The sequence below is a fragment of the Vreelandella xerophytica genome, assembly GCF_968048975.1.
In genome coordinates this window covers 3,282,699-3,305,513 of record NZ_OZ309106.1, presented here as the reverse complement: position 1 = coordinate 3,305,513, position 22,815 = coordinate 3,282,699, and the positions used below count along the sequence as shown (strand labels likewise).

The following is a 22,815-nucleotide window of genomic DNA, read 5'->3' as shown; positions in this document are numbered from 1 at the left end:
TTTTTTTATGGAAGGAATCGAGTTGACCATGACCGGAATCGAAGACCGCCCTGGCCTGGGCATTTTCTTGCGCGTGCTGTCCGGGGTGATGTTTGCCGGTATGCTGGTGTGCATCAAGGCCGTCAGTGACGTGGTACCGGTGGGGCAGTCGATCTTTTTTCGCTCGCTGTTCGCGCTGATCCCGATCGTCATCTTTTTGACGATTCGCCGGGAGTTTCCCAAGGCGTTGGCTACCCGGCGCCCGCTGGGGCATTTGCTGCGCTCGGGGTTGGGGGCGGCGGCGATGTTCTTTTCGTTTTCCGCCGTGGCCTTTTTGCCGGTGGCCGAGGCCACGCTGCTGGTGCAGCTGGCGCCGATCTTCATGGCGGTGGGTGGGGTGCTGCTGCTGGGCGAGCGGTTCTCGTTCTATCGCGCCGGGGCGATCGGGCTGGCGCTGGCCGGTATGGCGGTGCTGGTGGTGCCTCAGTTGAGCGGGGGAGGCGACGACGGACGGCTCTTGGGGTACGCGCTCGGCACCGCCGGGGCGCTTCTGACCGCGGGCGCTCTACTTACCATTCGGCATATCTCTCGCACCGAAACCGCCGGGTCGATCGCATTTTACTTTATCGTGGTGTCGTCGCTGGCGGGGCTTGCCACGCTCCCTTTAGGTTGGGCCGAGCTTACCGGTACCGAGTTTGCCCTGCTGGTACTTTCGGGGCTGTTTGGTGGGGCGGGGCATATCGCCATGACGCTGGCGTTTCGCTATGCCGAAGTGTCACGGCTGGCGCCGTTCGAGTACGTCGCGTTGGTCTGGCCGATCGCTGCGGACTGGGTGCTGTTTGGTATTCCTATCTCCAGCGGCTTTCTCATGGCGCTACCGCTGATGATTGCCGGCGTGGCGCTAGCCTCCATGGAAGGGAGGCGCTTTAAATGGCCTCTTCGACGATAAGCTGCGGGCGGCCTTTCGAGCAGGGTTCGATGCGTGCCGCCACCTTGTAGACCTGGCGTAAAAGCGCCGGAGTAATCACGTCGTCAGTGGGGCCGCAGGCGATGAGGCGGCCGTGCTCCAGCACCATCGATGCATCGGTAAAGCGCAGCGCGTGGCCCAGGTCGTGAAGTGCTACCAGAATCAGCATGCCGCGCTCGTCGGCCAGCCGACGCAGTACGCTCAGCAGGTTGATCTGGCGGTTCAAGTCCAGCGCCGATGTAGGCTCGTCGAGCATGAGGATGTCCGGTTCCTGCACCAGCGCCTGGGCGGCACTCACCAGCTGGCGCTGGCCGCCGCTCAAGTCGCCGATGTTGCGCTCGCCAAGCGATGTGATGTTGAGCTCTTCAAGCGCTCGATCGACCTGGGCAAGGTCTTCCGGCTGCACTTTCAGGCTGCGCCCCTGCATGCGCGCCAAAAGCACCGATTCGTAGACGCTGAGTACCGCTCTGGCGCCGGTGCCCTGGGGCATGTAGGCCACCGGGTGCTCGGATCGGGTGTTACCGATGATTACCTCGCCTTGGCCCTGGACCAGACCCAGGATGCGGCGAAATAGCGTCGATTTACCCGCCGCGTTGGGCCCCAGTAGCGCCACGACCTGGCCGCCCTGAAAGGTGGGCGTGGTGACGTCGTCGATGATGGTGCGACGGCCGTAGCGTGCGGATACGTGATCGAGTGTCAGGGTTACCATGAGGCCTTCTTGTGATTGAGCACGAGAAAGAGAAAGAACGGAATGCCCACTAATGACGTGATGATGCCGATGGGAATGATGGTGCCGGGAATGATGATCTTGGAAATTACCGAGCCCACCGACAAAATCAACGCACCGCACAGCGCCGAGCCAGGCAGGAAGAAGCGCTGATCTTCACCCAGCAGCATGCGCGCGATGTGCGGGCCCACCAGGCCGATAAAGCCGATGGTGCCCACGAACGCCACCGCCACGGCGGCCAGCAGCGACACCAGTACCAGCACTTCCAGGCGTAGCGAGCGAGGCTTGACGCCCATGCTCTCGGCCTTGGCATCGCCCAGGCGCATGGCGGTCAGCGCCCAGCCATGGCGGGCGAGCAAGGGGATGACGGCGGCGAGAATACCCAGCGCGACCCAGAATTTGGGCCAGGTGGCCTTGGTCAGGCTGCCCATGGTCCAGAACACCACCGCCGAGACGGCTTCCTGGGTGGCGAAGAACTGGATCAATGACATCAGTGAATTGAAGATGAACACCATGGCGATGCCCAGCAGCACGATGGTTTCCACCGTGACGCCGCGTTTGAGACTCAGCGCGTGGATCAGAAACGCCGTGAACATCGCCATGATGAAGGCGTTGAGCGGCACCACGAACTCGATGGCGGCAGGAATGATCGCCACGCCAAAGGCAAGCCCGAGGGCGGCGCCAAAGCTTGCGCCTGCGGAAATGCCCAGCGTAAAGGGGCTGGCCAAGGGATTGCTCAGAATGGTCTGCATCTGGGCGCCGGCCACCGATAGGCTGGCCCCCACCACCAGCGCCATCAGCGCCACCGGCATGCGTATCTCCCAGAGAATCACCCGCGCCTGCTGGCTGACGCTTTGGGGGGTGAGCAGGGCGGCAATCACTTCGCCCAGGCTGTAGCGGGCGGGCCCGAGCGCCAGATCCACGCAGAGACTGAAAAACAGCGCCACGACCAGCGCCAGCAGAATCATCTGGCGGCGAAAGACCTGAGTACGGTAAAAGGCGCGCCCCTGGGAGTGAGTGTCGGTGGCGAGGGTGTCAGTCGTCATGGAGCGATACCCAGTAACCCGGTGCGTAATCGATGGGCAAAAAGCGCTCGTGAAGCTCCTGCATCGTGGCTTGCGGGTCCAGATCCTCGAACAGCTCCGGATGCAGCCATTTGGCGAGCTGCTGAACGGCCACGAAGTAGTAGGGGCTGTTGTAGAACTGGTGCCAGATGGCGTGGACGTTGCCGGCTTCCACCGCCTGGATGCCCGTCATGGCCGTGCGGGAGGTCAATGCTTCAAGCTTGGCGCGGGCCGCCTGCATATCGGCGCCGGGCCCCACACCGACCCAGGCACCGCCGGGTACGTAGGCCTCCCAGTTGCCGCCGGTGACGATGACGTGTTGCGGGTTGGCGGTAATGATCTGCTCCGGGTTCAGCGTGCCGAAACTGCCGGGAATGATGCCGTCTGCAATGTTGGTGCCGCCGGCCAGGGTGATGTACTCGCCGAAGTTACCGGGGCCAAAGCTCATGCAACACTCATCGGAGTAGCCGCCGGCCCGGTCGATGAACACGCTGGGCCGCTCGGGGTCGACTTCATCGATCACGTCGGTCACACGGGCCATCTGTTCTTCGGCAAACGTGATGAACGCCTCGGCGGCCTCTTCATCGCCCATCACCTGACCCATGATGCGCATGGAAGGGATGGTGTGGGCGATGGGGTCTTCGCGAAAATCGACGTAAACTATCGGAATGCCCAGTTGGGCAAGCTTGGCGTCGTAAGCCGCGTCTTCGGTAGCCGCCTTGGCCTCCAGGTTCATGAACACCACATCCGGGGTCAGGGATGCCGCCTGCTCCACATCGAAGGTGCCGTCCTTGAACCCGCCGAAGGTGGGAATCTGCTCTATTTCAGGGAAGCGCTCGGCGTAACGAGCGTAGTTGTCCGGGTCGGCCTGGGAGAAGTCTTCACGCCAGCCCACCACGTGGGTGAACGGTGCCTCGGGTTCGAGCAGGCCCAGCAGGTAGATCTGGCGACCTTCGCCTAAAATGACCCGCTCGGCGGGCGCATCGAAGCTTAGCTGGCGCCCGGTAATATCGACCACATCGATAGGCTCGGCCATGGCCACTGTGCAGCCAAGTGCTACTGCTCCGGCCAGGGTTTTCAGGAAAAGCGAGTTCATGAGGCGTCTCGGCAGGCGTTAAGGAAAAAGTGAAAGATGCTGATAACCAGGGGCTGTCACGGATCGGCGCGCAGCTTCATACAACTGTGTATGATTCGCATTTACATGAGAGCATTATCGTGAAATCCCGCTACGCTGTCGAGCCGTTGGACGTAAACTGTTCCAATAAGTTGAACATGATGTTGCCTACGCAGCCAACCAGGCGTTTGTCAGGATAGGCGCTGTCTTTAGATAACCTGAATGCCGACTTATTCAAGGAGAGCCGCATGCCGATATCCCGCGCGGACATCGCTACCGAATCTGGTGAGCGTCTGATCAATCGTTTGTGCAAGCACTGGTCCCACAAGCTCGAGGTCGAGTACACCGCCACGGACGCCACCATCGTTTTTCCAGAAAAGGGCACCTGTCGGATGCATGCCAAGGACAAGACGCTTTCGGTGTCCATCGACGCCGTCGATGACGCGGCCCTCGATCAGCTCGAAGACGTGGTGAAAAATCATCTGGAGCGCATGGCCAAGGACGAACCCCTGGCCATCGACTGGGTAAAATAGCTGCTTTCCGCCGCAGCCGACGGCGTCTGGTATACTCCCCGCCATTCATCGATACCCGGCGCCAGGCGCCGCAGACTCCAGGAGATTGTATGACTCGAGTGGCCATCGTAGGCGTGGCGGGGCGCATGGGCCGCACGCTGGTAAGCGCTTTGAATCAGGATGAAAACGCAACGCTTGCCGGCGGTATCGTCGAGCCGGAAAGCTCGCTTGTCGGCGCCGATATCGGCGAACTGGCGGGAACGGGCAAGTGCGGCGTGACCGCGGTCGACTCGTTAAACGCCATCGTCGACGACTTCGACGTGCTGATCGACTTCACCGCCCCGCAAGTAACGCTTTCGAATCTGGCCTTCTGCGCCGAGCACGGCAAGGCTATCGTGATCGGCACCACCGGCATGAACGATGACGAGCTGTCAACGCTCGATAGCTATCGCGACCGCTTGGCCATGGTGTTCGCGCCCAACATGAGTGTCGGTGTGAACCTGACCCTCAAGCTTCTGGAAACCGCGGCCAGGGCGCTGGGGGATGAGGGCTACGATATCGAGATCGTCGAAGCCCACCATCGCCACAAGATCGATGCGCCGTCCGGCACCGCGGTCAAGATGGGCGAGGTCGTCGCCAAAAGCCTGGATCGCACGCTGAAAGAGCATGGCGTGTTCGAGCGCGTGGGCCAGTGCGGGCCGCGCAGTGATAAAGAGATCGGCTTTGCTACCGTACGTGCCGGCGATATCGTCGGTGAGCACACGGTGATGTTCGCTACCGAAGGCGAGCGCATCGAGATCACCCACAAGGCATCGAGTCGCATGACCTTTGCCAAGGGGGCGGTGCGCGCGGCGCGCTGGGTCGCCGATAAAGACAGCGGTCGTTTTGATATGCAGGACGTGCTGGGGCTTGCTGGCACCTAGGCAGGCTTTGCAGCCAAAAGGCTAGCCGGAAGGCCGAAAATGCTGTAACATTCCAAAAATTTTGGCCGGGCGGTAGCATGTGAGTAGAAAATAGACGGCAAAAGCGCTGCGCTTGTTGCCTTGGCCTCACCTGATGATTGCCCAACGCCGTACGCTAGACCATGGCACCGCCACGCAAGAGAACAACAAGCGGGATGAAACCGATTTTTTCTTTATCGGCTTCGTCCCGCTTTTTTACGACCCGACGTTTGCACGCAAACGCCGACACCGGATCGCCGAGCCTGCGCCCACAGGCTCCCACCAGCATGGGAGAACTTGTCTTGAATAACTCCGCATTGAGCAAACCTGCGATATTGGCCCTGGAAGATGGCAGCGTGTTTCACGGAATTGCCATCGGCGCCGAAGGCGTCACAAGCGGGGAGGTGGTGTTCAATACGGCCATGACCGGCTACCAGGAAATTCTCACCGACCCCTCCTACACCCGCCAGATCGTCACGCTCACCTATCCTCACATCGGCAACACCGGCATCAACCCGGAAGATGTGGAGTCGGCCACCATTGCCGCCGCGGGCCTAGTGATTCGCGATCTGCCCCTGATGGCCAGCAGCTTCCGCTCTCGGCAAAGCCTTTCCGAGTACCTGGCAAGCCAGAACGTGCTGGGCATCGCTGATATCGACACTCGCCGTCTGACGCGCCTTCTGCGCGACAAGGGCGCACAGAACGGCGCGATTCTGGCCGGCAGTGAAGCCGAAGGTGACGACGCGGTCGAGCGGGCGCTGGCGGCAGCACGCGCCTTTCCGGGGCTCAAGGGCATGGATCTGGCGAAAGAGGTCTCCTGCAAGGAGGTTTATGAGTGGAGCGAAGGCGAATGGACTCTGGGCGCGGGCTACGCTGATACCTCGACCGGCGAGCGGCCTTATCACGTGGTGGCGTATGACTACGGGGTGAAGTTCAACATTCTACGCATGCTGGCCGCCCGCGGCTGTCGTCTGACCGTGGTGCCGGCGCAAACGCCCGCGGCGGATGTGCTGGCGATGAACCCGGACGGCGTCTTTCTGGCCAACGGCCCCGGCGACCCCGCCCCTTGCGATTACGCCATCAAGGCGATTCAGGAAATTCTGGAAACCGACACGCCGGTCTTCGGTATCTGTCTGGGCCACCAGCTTCTGGCCCTCGCAAGTGGCGCGCAGACGGTGAAGATGAACCACGGCCATCACGGCGCCAACCATCCGGTGCAGGATCTGGATGCCGGCACGGTCATGATCACCAGCCAGAACCACGGCTTTGCCGCCGACGAAACGACGCTGCCGGCCAACCTGCGTGCCACGCACCGTTCGCTGTTCGACGGCACGCTTCAGGGCATCGAGCGTACCGACCGTCCGGCCTTCAGTTTTCAGGGCCACCCGGAAGCGAGCCCTGGCCCGAAGGACGTGTCGCCGCTGTTCGATCGCTTTATCACCCTGATGCAGGCGCGGCGCTGATCCGTTAGTTCAGCCTTATCGAGTCCATCGTCACTTTTTTGCGGGAACCGTTATGCCCAAGCGTACCGATATCAAGACCATTCTCATCATTGGCGCCGGCCCCATCGTCATCGGCCAGGCCTGCGAATTCGACTACTCCGGCGCCCAGGCATGCAAGGCGCTGCGCGAGGAGGGTTATCGAGTGGTGCTGGTGAATTCCAACCCGGCCACCATCATGACCGACCCGGCCATGGCCGATGCCACCTACATCGAGCCGATCACCTGGCAGGCCGTCGAGAAAATCATCGAGGCAGAAAAGCCCGACGCCATCCTGCCTACCATGGGCGGTCAGACCGCACTCAACTGCGCCCTCGACCTTGAAAAGCACGGTGTGCTGGCCAAGCACGGCGTCGAGATGATCGGCGCCAACGCCGACGCCATCAACATGGCTGAGGACCGCGATCTGTTCGACCAGGCCATGAAGCGCATCGGCCTCGAGTGCCCGAAGGCGAAAGTCGCCCATACCATGGATGAAGCCTGGGAGATCCAGGCGGAGCTCGGTTTTCCGACCATCATCCGGCCTTCCTACACCATGGGCGGTTCCGGCGGGGGCGTTGCCTACAACAAGGAAGAGTTCGAGGAGATCTGCACCCGGGGTTTCGAGCTTTCCAACAATCACGAGCTGCTGATCGACGAGTCCTTGCTGGGTTGGAAAGAGTACGAAATGGAAGTCGTGCGCGACAAGAACGACAACTGCATTATCGTGTGCGCGATCGAAAACTTTGACCCGATGGGCGTGCACACCGGCGACTCGATCACCGTGGCCCCGGCGCAGACGCTGACGGATAAAGAGTACCAGATCATGCGCGACGCAAGCCTTGCGGTGCTGCGCGAGATCGGGGTGGAAACCGGTGGCTCCAACGTTCAGTTCGGCATGGACCCGCAAACCGGGCGCCTGGTGGTCATCGAGATGAATCCACGGGTGTCGCGCTCCTCGGCGCTGGCCTCGAAAGCCACCGGCTTTCCGATCGCCAAGATCGCCGCGAAGCTCGCGGTGGGTTACACCCTGGACGAGCTGCAAAACGATATTACCGGCGGGGCGACCCCGGCGTCTTTCGAGCCGTCCATCGACTACGTCGTCACCAAGATTCCGCGCTTCACTTTCGAGAAATTCCCCCAGGCCAACGACCGCCTCACCACCCAGATGAAGTCGGTAGGCGAGGTAATGGCGATTGGCCGTACCTTCCAGGAGTCGCTGCAAAAAGCGCTGCGCGGTATGGAAACCGGCAACGACGGCCTCGACCCGATCATCACCGACTTCAATGATGAAGCGATGTCGCGCATCAAGGGCGAGCTGCAGGCCGCTGGCGCCGAGCGCATTTTCTATGTCGCGGACGCGATGCGTGCGGGCATGAGCGTGGACGAGATCTTCACGCTGACCAACATCGACCGCTGGTTTTTGGTGCAGCTCGAGGATCTGATTCTGACCGAGGCCACGGTCGCTCAGCGCGCCCTGAATGAGTTCTCCGCCCGCGAGCTTTATCAGCTCAAGCGCAAGGGCTTTGCCGATGCGCGCCTGGCCAAGCTGCTCGGCGTCAGTGAAAAGGAATTTCGCCAGACGCGCCAGGCCGCCGGCATTCGCCCGGTCTACAAGCGGGTGGACACCTGTGCTGCCGAGTTTGCCTCGAGCACCGCCTACATGTACTCCACCTACGAGGAGGAGTGTGAGGCGGACGTCTCCGATCGCCAGAAGATCATGGTGCTCGGCGGTGGCCCGAACCGGATCGGCCAGGGCATCGAGTTCGACTACTGCTGCGTTCATGCCGCGCTGGCCATGCGCGATGACGGCTATGAGACCATCATGGTCAACTGCAACCCGGAAACCGTCTCCACGGACTACGACACCTCGGACCGCCTCTACTTCGAGCCGGTCACCCTTGAGGACGTGCTGGAAATTGCCGATAAAGAGAAGCCGGTCGGTGTGATCGTCCAGTTCGGTGGTCAGACGCCGCTGAAGCTCGCCCGCGAACTCGAAGCCGCCGGCGTGCCGATCATCGGCACCACGCCGGACGCCATCGATCGCGCCGAGGACCGCGAGCGCTTCCAGGTAATGATCGACAAGCTTGGTCTGAAGCAGCCGCCCAACGCTACCGCGCGTAGCTTCGACGAGGCCTTCGCCAAGGCCGAAACCATCGGCTACCCCTTGGTCGTGCGTCCAAGCTACGTGCTCGGCGGCCGGGCCATGGAAATCGTCTACGACGCCTCCGAGCTCGAAAACTACATGACCAACGCGGTGAAGGTCTCCAACGACTCGCCGGTGCTGCTGGATCACTTCCTGAGTGCGGCCGTCGAGGTGGATATCGATGCGGTGTCCGACGGCCAGCAGGTGGTGATCGGCGGCATCATGCAGCACGTCGAGCAGGCGGGCGTTCACTCCGGTGACTCCGCCTGCGCGCTGCCGCCGTACTCGCTGCCCGCGGAGGTGCAGGACGAGATGCGCGATCAGGTCAAGCGCATGGCCGTGGAGCTGGGCGTGAAGGGGCTGATGAACGTGCAGCTCGCCTGGCAGGATAATGAAATCTACGTGATCGAGGTCAACCCGCGCGCCTCGCGCACCGTGCCGTTCGTTTCCAAGTGCATCGGCACCTCGCTTGCCCAGATCGCCGCGCGCTGCATGGCGGGTACCACGCTTGCCGAGCAGGGCTTCGAGCGCGAAATTATTCCGCACTTCTACAGCGTCAAGGAAGCGGTCTTCCCGTTCAACAAGTTCCAGGGGGTCGATCCGATCCTGTCGCCGGAAATGAAGTCCACCGGCGAAGTGATGGGCTCCGGCGACACCTTCGCCGAGGCGTTCTACAAGGCGCAATTGGGGGCGGGCGAGGCCATTCCGGCCCTCGATGGGCTGCGCAAGGCGTTCTTGTCAGTGCGCGAACCAGACAAGGAGGGGATTATCGAAGTGGGTCGTTCTCTGCTAACATTGGGCTTTACGCTATGTGCCACCCGCGGGACGGCAGCGGCGCTGGAAGCCGCCGGCCTCGAAGTGGAGCACGTCAACAAAGTTTATGAAGGCCGCCCCCATATCGTCGATTCGCTCAAGAACGACGAGATCGCCTACATCGTGAATACCACCGAAGGTCGTCAGGCTATCAACGACTCTTCGATCATTCGCCGTACTGCTCTTGCGCGCAAGGTGCCCTATGCGACCACCTTGGCGGGGGCTAATGCCGTTTGCATGGCGCTCGAGTACGGTCGGGAGATTACGGTGCGGCGCCTTCAGGATCTGCATGCAGGAGCAAGTCAATGAACAAGGTCCCGATGACGGTCGCGGGAGAGAAAAGCCTTCGCGAAGAGCTCAATCATCTGAAGGGCGAGGCGCGCCCCCAGGTGATTGCCGCCATCGCCGAGGCGCGCGAGCACGGCGATCTCAAGGAGAACGCCGAGTATCACGCCGCCCGCGAGCAGCAGGGGTTTATCGAAGGTCGTATTCAGGAGATCGAAAGCAAGCTTTCCGGCGCCCAGGTCATCGATGTGACCAAGCTGCCCAAGACCGGCAAGGTGATCTTCGGTGTCACGGTGTCGCTTTTGAACCTGGATAGCGACGCCGAAGTAACGTACCGCATCGTGGGCGAGGACGAGGCCGATATCAAGTCGGGCCGTATCTCCGTGACCTCGCCCATTGCTCGCGCCCTGATCGGCAAGGAAGAAGGCGATGTGGTGGTGGTCAAGACCCCCGGTGGCGATGTGGAGTACGAGATCGGAAGCGTCGAGCATCTCTGAGCAGCCGCCTGGCGGCGTTTGAAAGCTCAAGGAAAAGGCCCGGGCATTGCTGTCCGGGCCTTTTCATAAGGCGTTACACTTGAATATATTGCCCTGGCGTGACGTTGCATTGACGAGGCGTTGCGTTCACAAGGCCTGACGCCGACAAGCGTTATCCTTGAAAGGCGCGTACCGAATCAGTGGCGGCCGTGGTGATTCTCGAAACGGCTGACGTTGGAGAGCTTCGGGTTGGCCTTGGGGTTTTTGCGATACAAGAGCGCCATCTTGCCGATGGTCTGAACGAGCTCGGCGCCGCTGTCGTTGACGAGTTCCTGGATCATCATCCCCCGGTCGTCGCGCTCGGGCAGGGCCAGCTTGACCTTGATCAGTTCGTGATCGTTCAGCGCCCGTCCAAGCTCGGCGAGCAGGGTGTCGGAGATGCCGTTTTCAGAGACCGTCACCACTGGGTTCAGGTGATGGCCAATGCTGCGAAATGCTTTCTTTTGTGCCTGTGACAAGCTCATGGTATCTTGCGGTATCCCGGTTAGCGCTTAACGTTCCATCTTACGGTGAAACGCCGTTAAGTGAAAGCAATCCACCCGGTACTTTCGCACATTCACTTCCATACGCCAGACGTAGACGCCTCATGCAGCAAAAGCCAACAGGTCCCAAACGCTCCGCCAGCAAGACCAGCGCCAACTGGATGAAAGAGCATTTTGACGACCAGTACGTCAAGCAGAGCTGGCAGGATGGCTACCGCTCCCGGGCGAGCTACAAGCTTCTAGAGCTTGATGAAAAAGACAGGCTTTTCCGCCCGAACATGACGGTGATCGACCTGGGTGCCGCGCCCGGTGGCTGGAGCCAGGTGGCCGCCGAGAAAGTCGGCATCGACGGTGTGGTCATCGCCTCGGATATTCTGGAGATGGACGCCCTGGCCGGCGTGGACTTCGTGCAGGGTGACTTCACCGAAGAGAGCGTGCTGGGCGCGATTCTCGAGCGGTTGGGAAATCGCCCCGTCGACCTTGTGATGTCGGACATGGCCCCCAATATGAGTGGGATGGCCGCCATCGACCAGCCCCAGGCGATGTATCTGGTCGAGCTCGCGCTCGACCTTGCCAGACAAACGCTGCCCAAGGGTGGCACCTTTCTGGCCAAGGTGTTTCAGGGCGAAGGGTTCGACGCTTATTTGAAGGAGTTGAAGGGTTCTTTCGATCGGGTCGTTACACGCAAGCCCGGCGCTTCACGCGCTCGCTCCCGAGAGGTCTACTTTCTGGCTCAGGGGTTTCGCGGCCAGTAAGCCGCCCGCGATATAAAAGAATTATCAAGGCGATTGCCGCGAAGGCGAACGCAATGCGTGTCACACTAGCCGCCAGGCGTGTATGGCATAGATGGCCCAAAGTCAAACGTGCTTTGGCAATGGTTGAACGTAATGCTCTAGTGTAAGGTCAGAGTATCGACGGTTAACTGACGGATTCTTGTAATGAGGGTAGCCCCTTGAACGATATGGCGAAGAACCTGATTCTTTGGTTGGTCATTGCGGCCGTGCTACTGACAGTGTTCAACAATTTCAGTACGGAAAGCGCACCTCAATCCACCAACTACTCGCAGTTTGTGCAGCAGGTGCAAAATCAACAGGTCCGCAGTGTGACCATTGATGGCTACACCATTTCCGGTGAGCGCACCGACGGTTCGCAGTTCCAGACCATTCGGCCGGCGGCGGAAGACCCCAAGCTGATGGATGACCTGCTGAGCAACAACGTCACCGTGGTGGGCAAGGAGCCGGAGCAGCAGAGCATCTGGATGCGGCTTCTGATCGCCAGTTTCCCGATTCTCTTGATCCTGGCCATCTTCATGTTCTTCATGCGTCAGATGCAGGGGGGCGCCGGTGGTGGCAAGGGCGGGCCAATGAGCTTTGGCAAGTCCAAGGCCAAGCTTTTGTCCCAGGACCAGATCAAGACCACCTTCGCCGATGTGGCGGGGTGTGACGAAGCCAAGGAAGAAGTGGAAGAGCTGGTCGACTTTCTGCGTGATCCGACCAAATTTCAGCGCCTGGGCGGTACCATTCCGCGCGGCGTTCTGATGGTGGGCCCGCCGGGTACCGGCAAGACGCTGCTGGCGAAATCCATCGCCGGTGAAGCGAAGGTGCCGTTCTTCTCGATCTCCGGTTCCGACTTCGTCGAGATGTTCGTGGGTGTGGGTGCCTCTCGCGTACGTGACATGTTCGAGCAGGCCAAGAAGCAGGCCCCCTGCATCATCTTCATCGACGAGATCGATGCCGTGGGCCGCTCACGCGGTGCTGGCATGGGAGGCGGTAACGACGAGCGCGAACAGACGCTCAACCAGCTGCTGGTCGAGATGGACGGCTTCGAGGCCAACGAAGGCATCATCGTGATTGCCGCGACCAACCGCCCTGACGTTCTCGACCCGGCGCTTTTGCGCCCCGGTCGTTTCGACCGTCAGGTGACCGTCGGTTTGCCCGATATCCGCGGACGCGAGCACATTCTCGGCGTTCACCTTCGCAAGGTGCCGTTGTCCGACGATGTCAAACCGGTACTGATCGCTCGCGGTACCCCTGGCTTTTCAGGTGCCGATCTGGCCAATCTGGTGAACGAGGCAGCGCTCTTTGCCGCGCGCCGTAACAAGCGCCTGGTGAGCATGGAAGAGCTCGAACTTGCCAAGGACAAGATCATGATGGGCGCCGAGCGCAAATCCATGGTCATGACCGACAAGGAAAAGCTCAACACCGCCTATCACGAGTCTGGCCACGCGATCATCGGTCTGGTCATGCCTGAGCACGACCCGGTCTACAAGGTCACCATCATTCCCCGCGGCCGCGCCCTGGGTGTGACCATGTTCCTGCCGGAAGAGGATCGTTACAGCCTTTCGCGCCAGCAGATTCTCAGCCAGATCTGCTCGCTGTTCGGCGGACGGATTGCCGAAGAGATGACGCTGGGCGCCAACGGTGTGACCACCGGTGCCTCCAACGATATCAAGCGCGCCACCGAGCTGGCCCATAACATGGTCGCCAAGTGGGGGCTGTCCGACGAGATGGGCCCGATCATGTACGACGAGGACGAGTCGCACCAGTTCCTCGGGGGCCCCGGTCAGGGCGGCGGCAAGCTGAAATCCGGTGAAACGACTTCGCGTCTGGACAAGGAAGTGCGCAAGATCATCGACGAGTGCTACGAACAGGCGCGTCAGATTCTGCACGACAACCGCGACAAGCTCGATGCGATGACCGAAGCATTGATGAAATACGAAACCATCGATGCCAACCAGTTGAAGGATATTATGGAAGGCAAGGACCCGCGCCCGCCGGAAGGTTGGGACGACGGTGATTCCTCGGGCGGCGGCACTCCGGTGGGTGACGACAAGCCCCGGTCGAAGGCCGATGAGCCGAACCATAACGAATCCGACGACGATAGCGAAGAGGATGACGACGAGCCGCGTCGTCGCCCCTCCGATCCGCTGGGCGGTTCGGCCGGCTCCTGAGTCCTGAGTCGACAGACAGGGCCGGCAGGCCAGGCAAGTCAAAAGGCGCCCCACCTCGGGGCGCCTTTTTTGTTATGCTAGGTACCACCAAGCCGCCACGTTTTCTTTTCATCAGGCTGTGCCATGAAACCAATTGCTGATCCAGGACAGGCGTCCCATCAAGCCGCGTGCTTGCAGTGTGGCCGTCACAGGCTAGATCTTTCCTTTCCCCGGGTAATGGGGGTCTTGAATGTCACCCCCGACTCGTTTTCCGACGGCGGCCGTCACGTTTCGCTGGACGATGCGCTGCGCCGTGCCGAGCAGATGCTGGCCGAAGGCGCGGCGATCATCGATGTGGGCGGGGAGTCCACCCGTCCCGGTGCCGAGTTCGTCTCCGAGCAGCAGGAGATCGAGCGCGTGGCACCAGTGGTCGAGGCGCTGGTGCGTGAACTGGATGCGCTGGTTTCCGTCGATACCAGCAGTCCACGGGTGATGCGTGAGTCCGCTGCACTGGGCGCCGGCCTGATCAATGACGTACGCGCCCTGGAGCGTGACGGCGCGCTGGCGGCGGCGGTCGGCAGCGGGCTGCCCGCCTGTCTGATGCACCGTCAGGGCGAGCCCCAGCAGATGCAGCACTCCCCTCATTACGACGAGCCCATCGAACAGGCGGTAGCCGATTATCTTGCTCGACGTATCGCGGCCTGCGAAGCCGCCGGGTTCCGGCGCGAGCAGCTGTTGCTCGATCCGGGTTTCGGGTTTGGCAAGACCGTGGAGCATAATCTGCGTCTCTTGAACCGGATGGACTCGCTTGACGCGCTGGGTTTGCCTCTTTTGGTAGGCATGTCACGTAAAAGCATGATCGGCAAGGTGCTGGGCCGGCCGGTGGAGGAGCGCCTCCCCGGTGGGCTGGCACTTTCTGCGCTGGCGGTGGAGCGGGGCGCGAAAATACTACGAGTGCATGATGTCGGTGCCACGGTGGATGCCGTTACCATGGCATGGGCGGTACTCCAGGAAGGCTGCGAGCCGTCGACCAACAAGGAACTCCTATCATGACACGACGTTATTTCGGCACCGATGGTATTCGCGGCACTGTGGGCCAGGCGCCCATCACCGCCGACTTCATGCTCAAGCTGGGCTGGGCGGCCGGGCAGGTACTGCGCCGCTCGAGTGGACGTACCCGCGTGCTGGTCGGCAAGGACACGCGTATCTCGGGCTACATGTTCGAGTCTGCCCTGGAAGCGGGGCTCTCCGCAGCCGGTGTGGACGTATCGCTGCTCGGTCCCATGCCTACGCCGGGCATTGCCTATCTGACGCGCACCTTTCGTGCCGATGCGGGTATCGTGATTTCCGCTTCCCACAATCCGTTCGAGGATAACGGCATCAAGTTCTTCTCCGCCGAGGGCAAGAAACTGCCCGATGAAGTGGAGGATCGTATCGAGGCGATGCTGGAGGCGCCTCTGTGCACGGCGGACGCCGCCCAGCTGGGCAAGGCCACGCGTATCGACGACGCCGCCGGGCGTTATATCGAGTTCTGTAAATCGACGCTGCCCGACCGGCTGAGCCTGCACGGTTTGACGGTGGTGCTCGACTGCGCCCACGGCGCGACCTATCACATCGCCCCGAGCGTGTTTCGTGAACTGGGGGCCGATGTCAGCGTGATCGGCGGCGCCCCCAACGGCCTTAACATCAATCACCAGGTCGGCTCGACCCATCCGGCGGCGCTGCGGGCGGCAGTCATTCAGCAGGGTGCGGATCTGGGAATTGCCTTCGATGGCGACGGCGACCGCGTATTGCTGGTGGATGCCGATGGTCGCGAGGTCGACGGCGACGACATTCTTTATCTCATTGCCCGTGACCGCGCTGAGCGGGGTCTGTTGCAAGGCGGCGTGGTGGGCACGCTGATGAGCAATTTCGGTCTTGCCATGGCGCTTGAAAAACTGGGCATCCCCTTTGAGCGGGCAAACGTGGGCGACCGTTTCGTGATGGAGAAGATGGCCGCCAACGGCTGGGAGCTGGGCGGTGAGTCCTCGGGGCATATCGTCTGCGCGCATGTGCAGACCACCGGCGACGGTATCGTCTCGGCGCTTCAGGTGCTGGCGCTGATGATGCGCGAGCAGAAGACCCTTGCGGCCCTTTTGAGAGAGTTCGAGAAGGTGCCTCAGGTGCTGGTCAACGTAAGGTTGCCCGCCGGGGCCAATGCCAGGGAAGTCATGAACGCCCCGGTGCTCGACAAGGCGGTCAGTGAGCTGGAAACCGAGCTTGGCGATCAGGGACGAGTGCTGCTTCGGCCTTCAGGCACCGAGCCATTGATCCGTGTGATGGTGGAAGGTCGGGCGCACCTGGATGTCCAGGCGCTGGCCGAAACGCTTGCCAGGCGGGTCGAGGCGCTGCTGACCTGAACAAACGCGGCCGTGTGGTTGACAGCGGTTGTCTTGACAAGTCCGCTCCTATACCATTTCGCTCCACCTTGAGTGAGGATAATGAATGCGCACACCCTTGATTGCAGGTAACTGGAAAATGAACGGCTCCAGAACGCTTCTGGAAGCGTTTGCGAGCGCGTTCTCCTCCCATGCTCTGCCGGCTCGGGTAGAGGCGGCTGTTATCGTGCCGTTTCCCTACCTGGATGCCGCGCAGCGGGCTTTCCAGTCCACGCCGCTCAAGCTGGGTGCGCAGACGCTCAATTCCGAGCCTTCGGGGGCGCATACCGGTGAGGTCAGCGCGCCGATGCTCAATGAGTTCGGCGTAAGCTACGTGCTGGTGGGTCATTCCGAGCGTCGCGCGCTTTACGGTGAAACCGACGCCGCGATCCTGGGACGCGTTCAGGCCGCGCTCAGCCACGGTCTGACCCCCATTCTTTGCGTGGGCGAAACCCTGGAAGAGCGCGAAGCCGAGCGCACCATGTCGGTCGTGCTCGACCAGGTGGACGCCGTACTTGCTCATCTGGACGGGGAGGCGCGCAGGCGTCTGGTCATTGCCTACGAGCCGGTCTGGGCGATTGGCACCGGACGTACGGCGACCCCCGAGCAGGCTCAGGAGGTCATGGCCGGCTTGCGAGATCATCTCTCAAGCCTGGATCGCGCGCTCGGCGAGGAGCTTGTGCTTCTCTACGGCGGTAGCATGAATGCCGGTAATGCAGCCGAGCTACTTGCAAAGCCGGATATCGACGGCGGTTTGGTGGGCGGTGCCTCGCTTAAAACCGATGATTTTTTCGCCATTTGTCAGTCAGCAGGATAACGTCATGCAAGTTGCAATTTTGATGGTTCACGTGGTCATTGCGATCGCGCTCGTGGTACTTATCCTGCTTCAGCAGGGCAAGGGGGCCGATGCCGGCGCCTCTTTCGGTGGCGGGGCCTCGCAAACGGTGTTCGGTTCACGCGGTAGCGGCAACTTCCTCTCGACCACCACCGGTGTTCTGGCGGCAGGGTTCTTCGTTACTTCCATGGCGCTTGCCTACTTTGCGACCCAGGCAGGCCAGGCGCCGGAAGCCGGTATTCCAGACTCGCGCTTGATCGAGCAACAACAAAACGTACCAACGCTTGACGACGAGCCGACAAGTATGGATAATATCGCGCCAGTGCTAGAGGAAAGCAGCGAGTAAATTGTTTGCCGTTTTCTTTAGCCTCCCCTGATGCCGAAGTGGTGGAATTGGTAGACACGCTATCTTGAGGGGGTAGTGACCGTATGGTCGTGCGGGTTCAAGTCCCGCCTTCGGCACCATTCTGCAAGCTGGAATGCCAGCTTCCCAGAGTTCAGGATTGGCACCTGAGACGAAATAAGCCATTGACTAACGTAGTATAAGTGGTTATTATCGTCGACCTAGATTGATGCGGGGTGGAGCAGTCTGGTAGCTCGTCGGGCTCATAACCCGAAGGTCATCGGTTCAAATCCGGTCCCCGCTACCATTTTTTGATAAACGGTGTATGCACGGCGAAACGGTTCAAGGCTCTAGACGTTGTCAGGAGTTTTTCAGAATCCGCTGGCAGGCAAATAGATCACCGGTTTGTTAAAATGGACCTACAGGTTTCTTTTGAAAAGCCCCTTCCTGTGAAGGGGCTTTTTGTTAGTAGCGTTTACTAGCGATTCAAAAGTAGCTTTTTGCGAGCAGCGTGTCTTGCGCGCCGGTACTAGCCGAATCGCCAAAGGCACATTTTCAGGTAACGCCAATCAGCCACCTAGCTTTTCTCATGACTCCTGGCCAGGTGCCTGATGCAACGGCTATAGGAGCTTCGTCTGTGGCCACAAAACATGCAGCGCTGCACGCGCTGATTGAGCCAGTTGTTGCCGCCATGGGCTTTGAGCTATGGGGCATCGATCATCTTTCTCAGGGCAAACATTCACGTTTGGTGATCTATATTGAGCGTGAAAGCGGCGTCAGCGTCGAAGACTGCGCTGATATCAGCCGTCAAGTCAGCGCCGTTATGGATGTTGAAGACCCCATTCCGGGCGAATACCGCCTGGAAGTGTCGTCACCCGGTATGGCGCGCCCTTTGTATACCCTGGATCACTTTATGCGCTATCAGGGTCATCATGTGGCGCTCAAGCTGCGTACCGCCTTTGATGGTCGTCGTAAATACCAGGGATTGCTTGCGGGGGTGGAAGGCGACGAAGTGCTGCTTCAGCTGGACGGTGAAGAGTACTGCTTTCCCATCGAAAGCATCGATGCGGCACAGATTGTTCCGCAGTTCGACGATTAAAAGAGGGCGGCCCCCGGGCAGTAGCTGGGGCGATGCACCAAAGGACAGGTTTACTGGCGAGGCATACGCATGAGTAAAGAAATTTTAATGGTCGTTGACGCGATCTCCAACGAAAAGGGCGTCTCCCGCGACGTGATCTTTGAGGCGGTTGAGGCGGCGCTGGCCAGCGCATCGCGCAAGCGCTTCGAGCAGGAAGAAGCCAATGTGCGCGTGCACATCGACCGTCGCAGCGGCGAATACGATACCTTCCGTTACTGGACGGTGGTCGAGGACGACGAGTTCGAAACGCCGGATTACGAAATCAAGGAAAGCATCGCCGAACAGCGTGACCCGCCTCTGGCATTGGGTGAAGTGGTCGAGCAGAAGATCGAAAACGCCATGTTCGGCCGTATTGCCGCCCAGACCGCCAAGCAGGTCATCGTACAGAAAGTACGTGAGGCCGAGCGCGCCGAAGTGGTTCGTCAGTACGCCGACCGTGAAGGCGAGCTGGTCGCCGGGATCGTCAAGAAGACCACCCGTGACGGCCTGATCATTGACCTTGGCGAGAACGCCGAGGCGTTTCTGGCGCGTAACGAGATGATTCACGGCGAGCGCTATCGCATGAACGAACGCGTGCGTGCCTTGCTGGTCAAAGTCGATCCGGATGCCCGCGGCGCCCAGCTTCAGCTCTCGCGCACCAATCCCCAGTTCATCATCGAACTTTTCAAGATCGAGGTGCCGGAGATTGCCGAGCAGCTCATCGAGATCAAGGGGGCGGCCCGCGACCCGGGTTCGCGCGCCAAGATTGCCGTCAAGACCAACGATCGTCGAATCGACCCGGTCGGGGCGTGTGTGGGGATGCGTGGTTCGCGCGTGCAGGCAGTCTCCTCGGAGCTGCAGAACGAGCGTGTGGATATCGTGCTGTGGGACGACAACCCCGCGCAGCTCGTCATCAACGCCATGGCCCCGGCGGATGTCGCTTCCATTCTGGTGGACGAAGACGCCCATGCCATGGACGTGGCGGTCGCCCAGGACAATCTGGCCCAGGCCATTGGTCGCAGCGGTCAGAACGTACGCCTGGCCTCGGAGCTCACCGGTTGGCGGATCAACGTCATGACCGAAGACGAGGCCGAGTCCAAGCGCGAGCAGGAAATCGATAGTCTGGTGGACTCCTTCGTTTCGCATCTGGGTGTGGACGAGGACGTGGCACGGCTATTAGTGGAAGAAGGGTTCACCACCCTGGAAGAAGTCGCCTACGTGCCGCTTGAAGAGATGCTTGAAATCGAAGAATTCGACGAAGAGCTGATCGAAGAGCTGCGCGCGCGCGCCAAAGACGAGCTACTGACGATGGCGATTGCCTCGGAAGAAGCGCTCGACGGTGCCCAGCCTGCAGCAGACCTGCTGGAAATGGAGGGTATGGAGCGCCATCTGGCCTTTATCCTGGCCAGTCGCGGCATCGTCACTATGGAAGATCTCGCCGAGCAGTCTGTCGACGATCTGGTCGATATCGAGGAGTTGGACGAAGCGCGCGCAGCGGCACTGATCATGACTGCCCGTGCGCCCTGGTTTGAAGACGATAGCGAATCGACTTCAAGCACACAGTAAACAGGTCACGGGCTGAGGAGGGTCACTATGTCAGATATGACAGTTAAAGATTTTGCAGTAAAGGTGGGCCGTGATGTGCCCCGCCTGTTGGAACAGATGAAAGAGGCGGGGCTCAAGCACGCCTCGGAAGGCGATGCGGTTTCTGAAGAAGACAAGCAGAAGCTGCTCAGCTTTCTGAAGAAGAGCCATGGCGGCGCTGAAGCCGATGCGGGCAAGAACCGGATCACGCTGACGCGCAAGACCCGCAGCCGGATCAAGACCGGCGAGCGCGGCAAGACCATTGAAGTGCAGGTCAGAAAGAAAAAGACCTACGTCAAGCGTGCCGAAGAGGACAAGCCCAAGGCGGCCGAACCAGTCCATAGCGGCCCGCGCCAGCTAGTGGGCGACATGGCCGAGGCCGAGGCCGAGCGTAAGGCGCGCGACGCCCGTGAAGTCGAAGAGCGTGCCGCGACAGCGAAGGCTCAGGCCGCCGAGGAAGCGGCGCGCAAGGACGCCGAGACCAAGGCATCCGCGACGCCGGACATCAACGTGCCCGAGCTTGAAATCGAAGAGGCCCCCGCTTCGGACGATATGCCCCCGGCACCGCCGAAAGAGGGTCGTACCGACCGTCGTACGGCGCCGCCGAAGAAGACGTCGGCGAAGAAGAAAGGACGTGACGACGACGATGATCGCGGTGATCGCGAAGAGCGCAAGCGCGGTGGCGGTGCCAAGAAAGCCAAGCGTTCCGAGCGTCGTGGCGGCCGTCGCGGCGGTGCAGGTCAAAGCGGCAACGGCAAGCACGGTTTCCAGAAGCCGACCCAGCCGATCGTGCGCGAAGTCTCGATTCCCGAATCGATCAGTGTCGCTGAGCTGGCTGACAAGATGTCGATCAAGGCCAACGAAGTGATCAAGGCCATGTTCACCATGGGCGCGGCGGTCACCATCAACCAGACGATCGACCAGGATACCGCGGCGATCGTGGTGGAAGAGATGGGTCACAAGGTCAAGCTGGTCAAGGACGATGCGCTCGAAACCGAAATGATCGAGGGCATCTCCTACGAAGGTGAAGAGATCACCCGTTCGCCGGTCGTGACTGTCATGGGTCACGTCGACCACGGCAAGACCTCGCTTCTCGACTACATTCGTCGTGCCAAGGTGGCCACCGGTGAAGCCGGCGGTATTACCCAGCATATCGGTGCCTACCACGTGGAAGATAACCACGGTGGTGTCACCTTCCTGGATACCCCTGGTCACGCGGCGTTTACCGCCATGCGTGCCCGCGGTGCCAAGGCCACCGACGTGGTCATTCTGGTAGTCGCGGCGGATGACGGCGTCATGCCGCAGACGATTGAAGCGATCGAGCACTCCAAGGCGGCCGAAGTTCCCATGGTCGTGGCAGTGAACAAGATCGACAAGGCCGGCGCGGACTTTGATCGTATTCGCAACGAGCTTTCCCAGCACGGCGTGATTTCCGAAGACTGGGGCGGTGATACCCAGTTCGTTCACGTCTCTGCCAAGACCGGTGACGGCATCGAAGAGCTGCTGGAAGCGATCCAGCTGGTCTCTGAAGTACTCGAGCTCAAGGCCGTACCGTCGGCACCCGGTAAAGGTGTGGTCGTCGAGTCGCGCCTCGATAAGGGCCGCGGTCCCGTCGCCACGGTTCTGGTGCAAAACGGTACGCTCAAGCGTGGCGATATCGTGCTGGCCGGCCTGCACTACGGCCGCGTACGGGCGCTGACCAACGAGCTCGGCCAGCAGGTCGAGGAAGTGGGTCCGGCCATGCCGGTCGAGATCCAGGGCCTGGACGGCACACCGGACGCCGGTGATGACTTCATGGTCGTGGCGGATGAGCGTAAAGCACGCGAAGTCGCCAACTTCCGTCAGGGCAAGTACCGCGAAGTGCGTCTGGCGCGTCAGCAGAAAGCCAAGCTCGAGAACATGTTTAGCCAGATGGGTCAGGACGAAGTCGCCAAGGTCAACATCGTGCTGAAGGCCGACGTACAGGGCTCTTTAGAGGCGATCCGTGGTGCGCTCGAAGAGCTCTCCACCGACGAGGTACAGGTGGCCGTGGTTTCCTCGGGTGTGGGCGGCATCACCGGTACCGACGCCAACCTGGCGCTGGCCAGTGAGGCCATCGTGGTCGGCTTCAACGTCCGTGCCGACGCCGCCGCGCGTGAGATCATCGAACGCGAAGGTCTGGATCTGCGCTACTACAGCGTCATCTACCACTTGATCGACGAGGTCAAGCAGGCGATGAGCGGTATGCTCGCCCCCGAGTGGAAAGAAGAGATCGTGGGTGTGGCCGAAGTACGCGATGTGTTCCGCGCGCCGAAAATCGGTGCGGTGGCTGGCTGTATGGTCGTCGAAGGCACCGTCTCGCGCAGCAAGCGCATCCGCGTTCTGCGTGACAACGTGGTCATCTATGAAGGTGAGCTCGAGTCGCTGCGCCGCTACAAGGACGACGTCCAGGAAGTCCGCAACGGCGTCGAATGTGGTATCGGCGTGAAGAACTACAACGATGTTCAGGTCGGCGACAAGATCGAAGTCTTTGACCAGGTCAAGGTCGAGCGCACCCTCTAGGGTCG

The 22,815-nt window shown here is 60.8% G+C and carries 19 protein-coding genes and 2 tRNA genes; 17 read left to right on the top strand and 4 right to left on the bottom strand.

The window, feature by feature from the left end; genetic code table 11:
- Positions 1-7: 7 nt before the first annotated feature.
- Positions 8-928: a DMT family transporter gene (locus tag ACWF8S_RS15490; RefSeq protein ID WP_447554307.1), complete on the top strand. Its 921-nt coding sequence runs from the start codon at positions 8-10 to the stop codon at positions 926-928.
- On the opposite strand, the gene ACWF8S_RS15485 is transcribed toward ACWF8S_RS15490, so the two are convergent.
- From ACWF8S_RS15485 to ACWF8S_RS15475, 3 genes are read right to left on the bottom strand one after another with little or no spacing between them, the layout of a single operon-like run.
- Positions 906-1,655, bottom strand: a complete 750-nt coding sequence (locus tag ACWF8S_RS15485) for an ABC transporter ATP-binding protein (protein WP_447554306.1) — start codon at positions 1,653-1,655, stop codon at positions 906-908. The two genes, ACWF8S_RS15490 and ACWF8S_RS15485, sit on opposite strands and share 23 nt — an antisense overlap.
- A complete protein-coding gene (locus ACWF8S_RS15480; RefSeq protein ID WP_447554305.1) occupies positions 1,649-2,719 on the bottom strand; it encodes a FecCD family ABC transporter permease in 1,071 nt (356 codons plus the stop codon). The genes ACWF8S_RS15485 and ACWF8S_RS15480 overlap by 7 nt, the downstream gene beginning before the upstream one ends.
- Positions 2,709-3,833, bottom strand: a complete 1,125-nt coding sequence (locus tag ACWF8S_RS15475; protein ID WP_447554304.1) for an ABC transporter substrate-binding protein — start codon at positions 3,831-3,833, stop codon at positions 2,709-2,711. Before ACWF8S_RS15475 ends, ACWF8S_RS15480 begins: the two co-directional genes overlap by 11 nt.
- Before the next feature lie 266 nt (positions 3,834-4,099).
- Here ACWF8S_RS15475 and ACWF8S_RS15470 point away from each other — a divergent pair, with 266 nt between their 5' ends.
- The 5 genes from ACWF8S_RS15470 to greA all read left to right on the top strand — a co-directional run bounded on the left by ACWF8S_RS15470 (position 4,100) and on the right by greA (position 10,523).
- Positions 4,100-4,384, top strand: a complete 285-nt coding sequence (locus tag ACWF8S_RS15470) for a DUF2218 domain-containing protein (protein WP_447554303.1) — start codon at positions 4,100-4,102, stop codon at positions 4,382-4,384.
- An 89-nt stretch (positions 4,385-4,473) separates the two neighbouring features.
- Positions 4,474-5,286 (top strand): 4-hydroxy-tetrahydrodipicolinate reductase, encoded by an 813-nt coding sequence (gene dapB / locus ACWF8S_RS15465; RefSeq protein ID WP_447554302.1) that lies wholly within the window; start codon positions 4,474-4,476, stop codon positions 5,284-5,286.
- A 335-nt stretch (positions 5,287-5,621) separates the two neighbouring features.
- On the top strand, positions 5,622-6,767 hold the full coding sequence (carA, locus tag ACWF8S_RS15460) for a glutamine-hydrolyzing carbamoyl-phosphate synthase small subunit (protein WP_447556614.1): 1,146 nt from the start codon (positions 5,622-5,624) through the stop codon (positions 6,765-6,767).
- Between the two features lie 52 nt (positions 6,768-6,819).
- A complete protein-coding gene (carB, locus tag ACWF8S_RS15455; protein WP_447554300.1) occupies positions 6,820-10,050 on the top strand; it encodes a carbamoyl-phosphate synthase large subunit in 3,231 nt (1,076 codons plus the stop codon).
- Positions 10,047-10,523: a transcription elongation factor GreA gene (gene greA, locus ACWF8S_RS15450; RefSeq protein ID WP_447554299.1), complete on the top strand. Its 477-nt coding sequence runs from the start codon at positions 10,047-10,049 to the stop codon at positions 10,521-10,523. Before carB ends, greA begins: the two co-directional genes overlap by 4 nt.
- A gap of 176 nt (positions 10,524-10,699) precedes the next feature.
- On the opposite strand, the gene yhbY is transcribed toward greA, so the two are convergent.
- Positions 10,700-11,026, bottom strand: a complete 327-nt coding sequence (gene yhbY / locus ACWF8S_RS15445) for a ribosome assembly RNA-binding protein YhbY (protein ID WP_447554298.1) — start codon at positions 11,024-11,026, stop codon at positions 10,700-10,702.
- Positions 11,027-11,148: 122 nt separating this feature from the next.
- Between yhbY and rlmE the strand changes: the two genes are divergently transcribed.
- The 11 genes from rlmE (at position 11,149) to infB (ending at position 22,810) form a co-directional block, all read left to right on the top strand.
- On the top strand, positions 11,149-11,799 hold the full coding sequence (gene rlmE, locus ACWF8S_RS15440) for a 23S rRNA (uridine(2552)-2'-O)-methyltransferase RlmE (RefSeq protein WP_447554297.1): 651 nt from the start codon (positions 11,149-11,151) through the stop codon (positions 11,797-11,799).
- A gap of 197 nt (positions 11,800-11,996) precedes the next feature.
- Entirely contained in the window at positions 11,997-13,994 is a 1,998-nt protein-coding gene (gene ftsH, locus ACWF8S_RS15435) for an ATP-dependent zinc metalloprotease FtsH (protein ID WP_447554296.1), read from the top strand.
- 123 nt (positions 13,995-14,117) lie between these two features.
- Positions 14,118-15,026 carry a dihydropteroate synthase gene (folP, locus tag ACWF8S_RS15430; protein WP_447554295.1) on the top strand — a complete coding sequence of 303 codons (909 nt, stop codon included), beginning with the start codon at positions 14,118-14,120 and terminating at the stop codon, positions 15,024-15,026.
- Complete coding sequence (glmM, locus tag ACWF8S_RS15425; protein ID WP_447554294.1) at positions 15,023-16,372, top strand: phosphoglucosamine mutase; 1,350 nt, start codon at positions 15,023-15,025, stop codon at positions 16,370-16,372. Before folP ends, glmM begins: the two co-directional genes overlap by 4 nt.
- A gap of 85 nt (positions 16,373-16,457) precedes the next feature.
- Positions 16,458-17,207: a triose-phosphate isomerase gene (tpiA, locus tag ACWF8S_RS15420; RefSeq protein ID WP_447554293.1), complete on the top strand. Its 750-nt coding sequence runs from the start codon at positions 16,458-16,460 to the stop codon at positions 17,205-17,207.
- 4 nt (positions 17,208-17,211) lie between these two features.
- Positions 17,212-17,571, top strand: a complete 360-nt coding sequence (gene secG / locus ACWF8S_RS15415; RefSeq protein WP_447554292.1) for a preprotein translocase subunit SecG — start codon at positions 17,212-17,214, stop codon at positions 17,569-17,571.
- Positions 17,572-17,603: 32 nt separating this feature from the next.
- A tRNA-Leu gene (locus ACWF8S_RS15410) sits at positions 17,604-17,690 on the top strand.
- A gap of 108 nt (positions 17,691-17,798) precedes the next feature.
- Positions 17,799-17,875, top strand: a tRNA-Met gene (locus ACWF8S_RS15405).
- 330 nt (positions 17,876-18,205) lie between these two features.
- Positions 18,206-18,667, top strand: a complete 462-nt coding sequence (gene rimP / locus ACWF8S_RS15400) for a ribosome maturation factor RimP (protein WP_447554291.1) — start codon at positions 18,206-18,208, stop codon at positions 18,665-18,667.
- Positions 18,668-18,736: 69 nt separating this feature from the next.
- Positions 18,737-20,251 carry a transcription termination factor NusA gene (gene nusA, locus ACWF8S_RS15395; protein ID WP_447554290.1) on the top strand — a complete coding sequence of 505 codons (1,515 nt, stop codon included), beginning with the start codon at positions 18,737-18,739 and terminating at the stop codon, positions 20,249-20,251.
- Between the two features lie 27 nt (positions 20,252-20,278).
- Positions 20,279-22,810, top strand: coding sequence for a translation initiation factor IF-2 (gene infB, locus ACWF8S_RS15390; RefSeq protein ID WP_447554289.1), 2,532 nt, complete (start codon positions 20,279-20,281; stop codon positions 22,808-22,810).
- Positions 22,811-22,815: the final 5 nt, after the last annotated feature.

Excerpts from the sequence above, each read along its gene's own strand:
- glmM (WP_447554294.1), top strand. The coding sequence starts at position 15,023 with ATGACACGACGTTATTTCGGCACCGATGGTATTCGCGGCACTGTGGGC.
- yhbY (WP_447554298.1), bottom strand. The coding sequence starts at position 11,026 with ATGAGCTTGTCACAGGCACAAAAGAAAGCATTTCGCAGCATTGGCCAT.
- ACWF8S_RS15470 (WP_447554303.1), top strand. The coding sequence starts at position 4,100 with ATGCCGATATCCCGCGCGGACATCGCTACCGAATCTGGTGAGCGTCTG.
- tpiA (WP_447554293.1), top strand. The coding sequence starts at position 16,458 with ATGCGCACACCCTTGATTGCAGGTAACTGGAAAATGAACGGCTCCAGA.
- secG (WP_447554292.1), top strand. The coding sequence starts at position 17,212 with ATGCAAGTTGCAATTTTGATGGTTCACGTGGTCATTGCGATCGCGCTC.
- nusA (WP_447554290.1), top strand. The coding sequence starts at position 18,737 with ATGAGTAAAGAAATTTTAATGGTCGTTGACGCGATCTCCAACGAAAAG.
- greA (WP_447554299.1), top strand. The coding sequence starts at position 10,047 with ATGAACAAGGTCCCGATGACGGTCGCGGGAGAGAAAAGCCTTCGCGAA.
- infB (WP_447554289.1), top strand. The coding sequence starts at position 20,279 with ATGTCAGATATGACAGTTAAAGATTTTGCAGTAAAGGTGGGCCGTGAT.
- ACWF8S_RS15480 (WP_447554305.1), bottom strand. The coding sequence starts at position 2,719 with ATGACGACTGACACCCTCGCCACCGACACTCACTCCCAGGGGCGCGCC.
- ACWF8S_RS15475 (WP_447554304.1), bottom strand. The coding sequence starts at position 3,833 with ATGAACTCGCTTTTCCTGAAAACCCTGGCCGGAGCAGTAGCACTTGGC.
- carB (WP_447554300.1), top strand. The coding sequence starts at position 6,820 with ATGCCCAAGCGTACCGATATCAAGACCATTCTCATCATTGGCGCCGGC.
- dapB (WP_447554302.1), top strand. The coding sequence starts at position 4,474 with ATGACTCGAGTGGCCATCGTAGGCGTGGCGGGGCGCATGGGCCGCACG.
- folP (WP_447554295.1), top strand. The coding sequence starts at position 14,118 with ATGAAACCAATTGCTGATCCAGGACAGGCGTCCCATCAAGCCGCGTGC.
- ACWF8S_RS15490 (WP_447554307.1), top strand. The coding sequence starts at position 8 with ATGGAAGGAATCGAGTTGACCATGACCGGAATCGAAGACCGCCCTGGC.
- ACWF8S_RS15485 (WP_447554306.1), bottom strand. The coding sequence starts at position 1,655 with ATGGTAACCCTGACACTCGATCACGTATCCGCACGCTACGGCCGTCGC.
- rlmE (WP_447554297.1), top strand. The coding sequence starts at position 11,149 with ATGCAGCAAAAGCCAACAGGTCCCAAACGCTCCGCCAGCAAGACCAGC.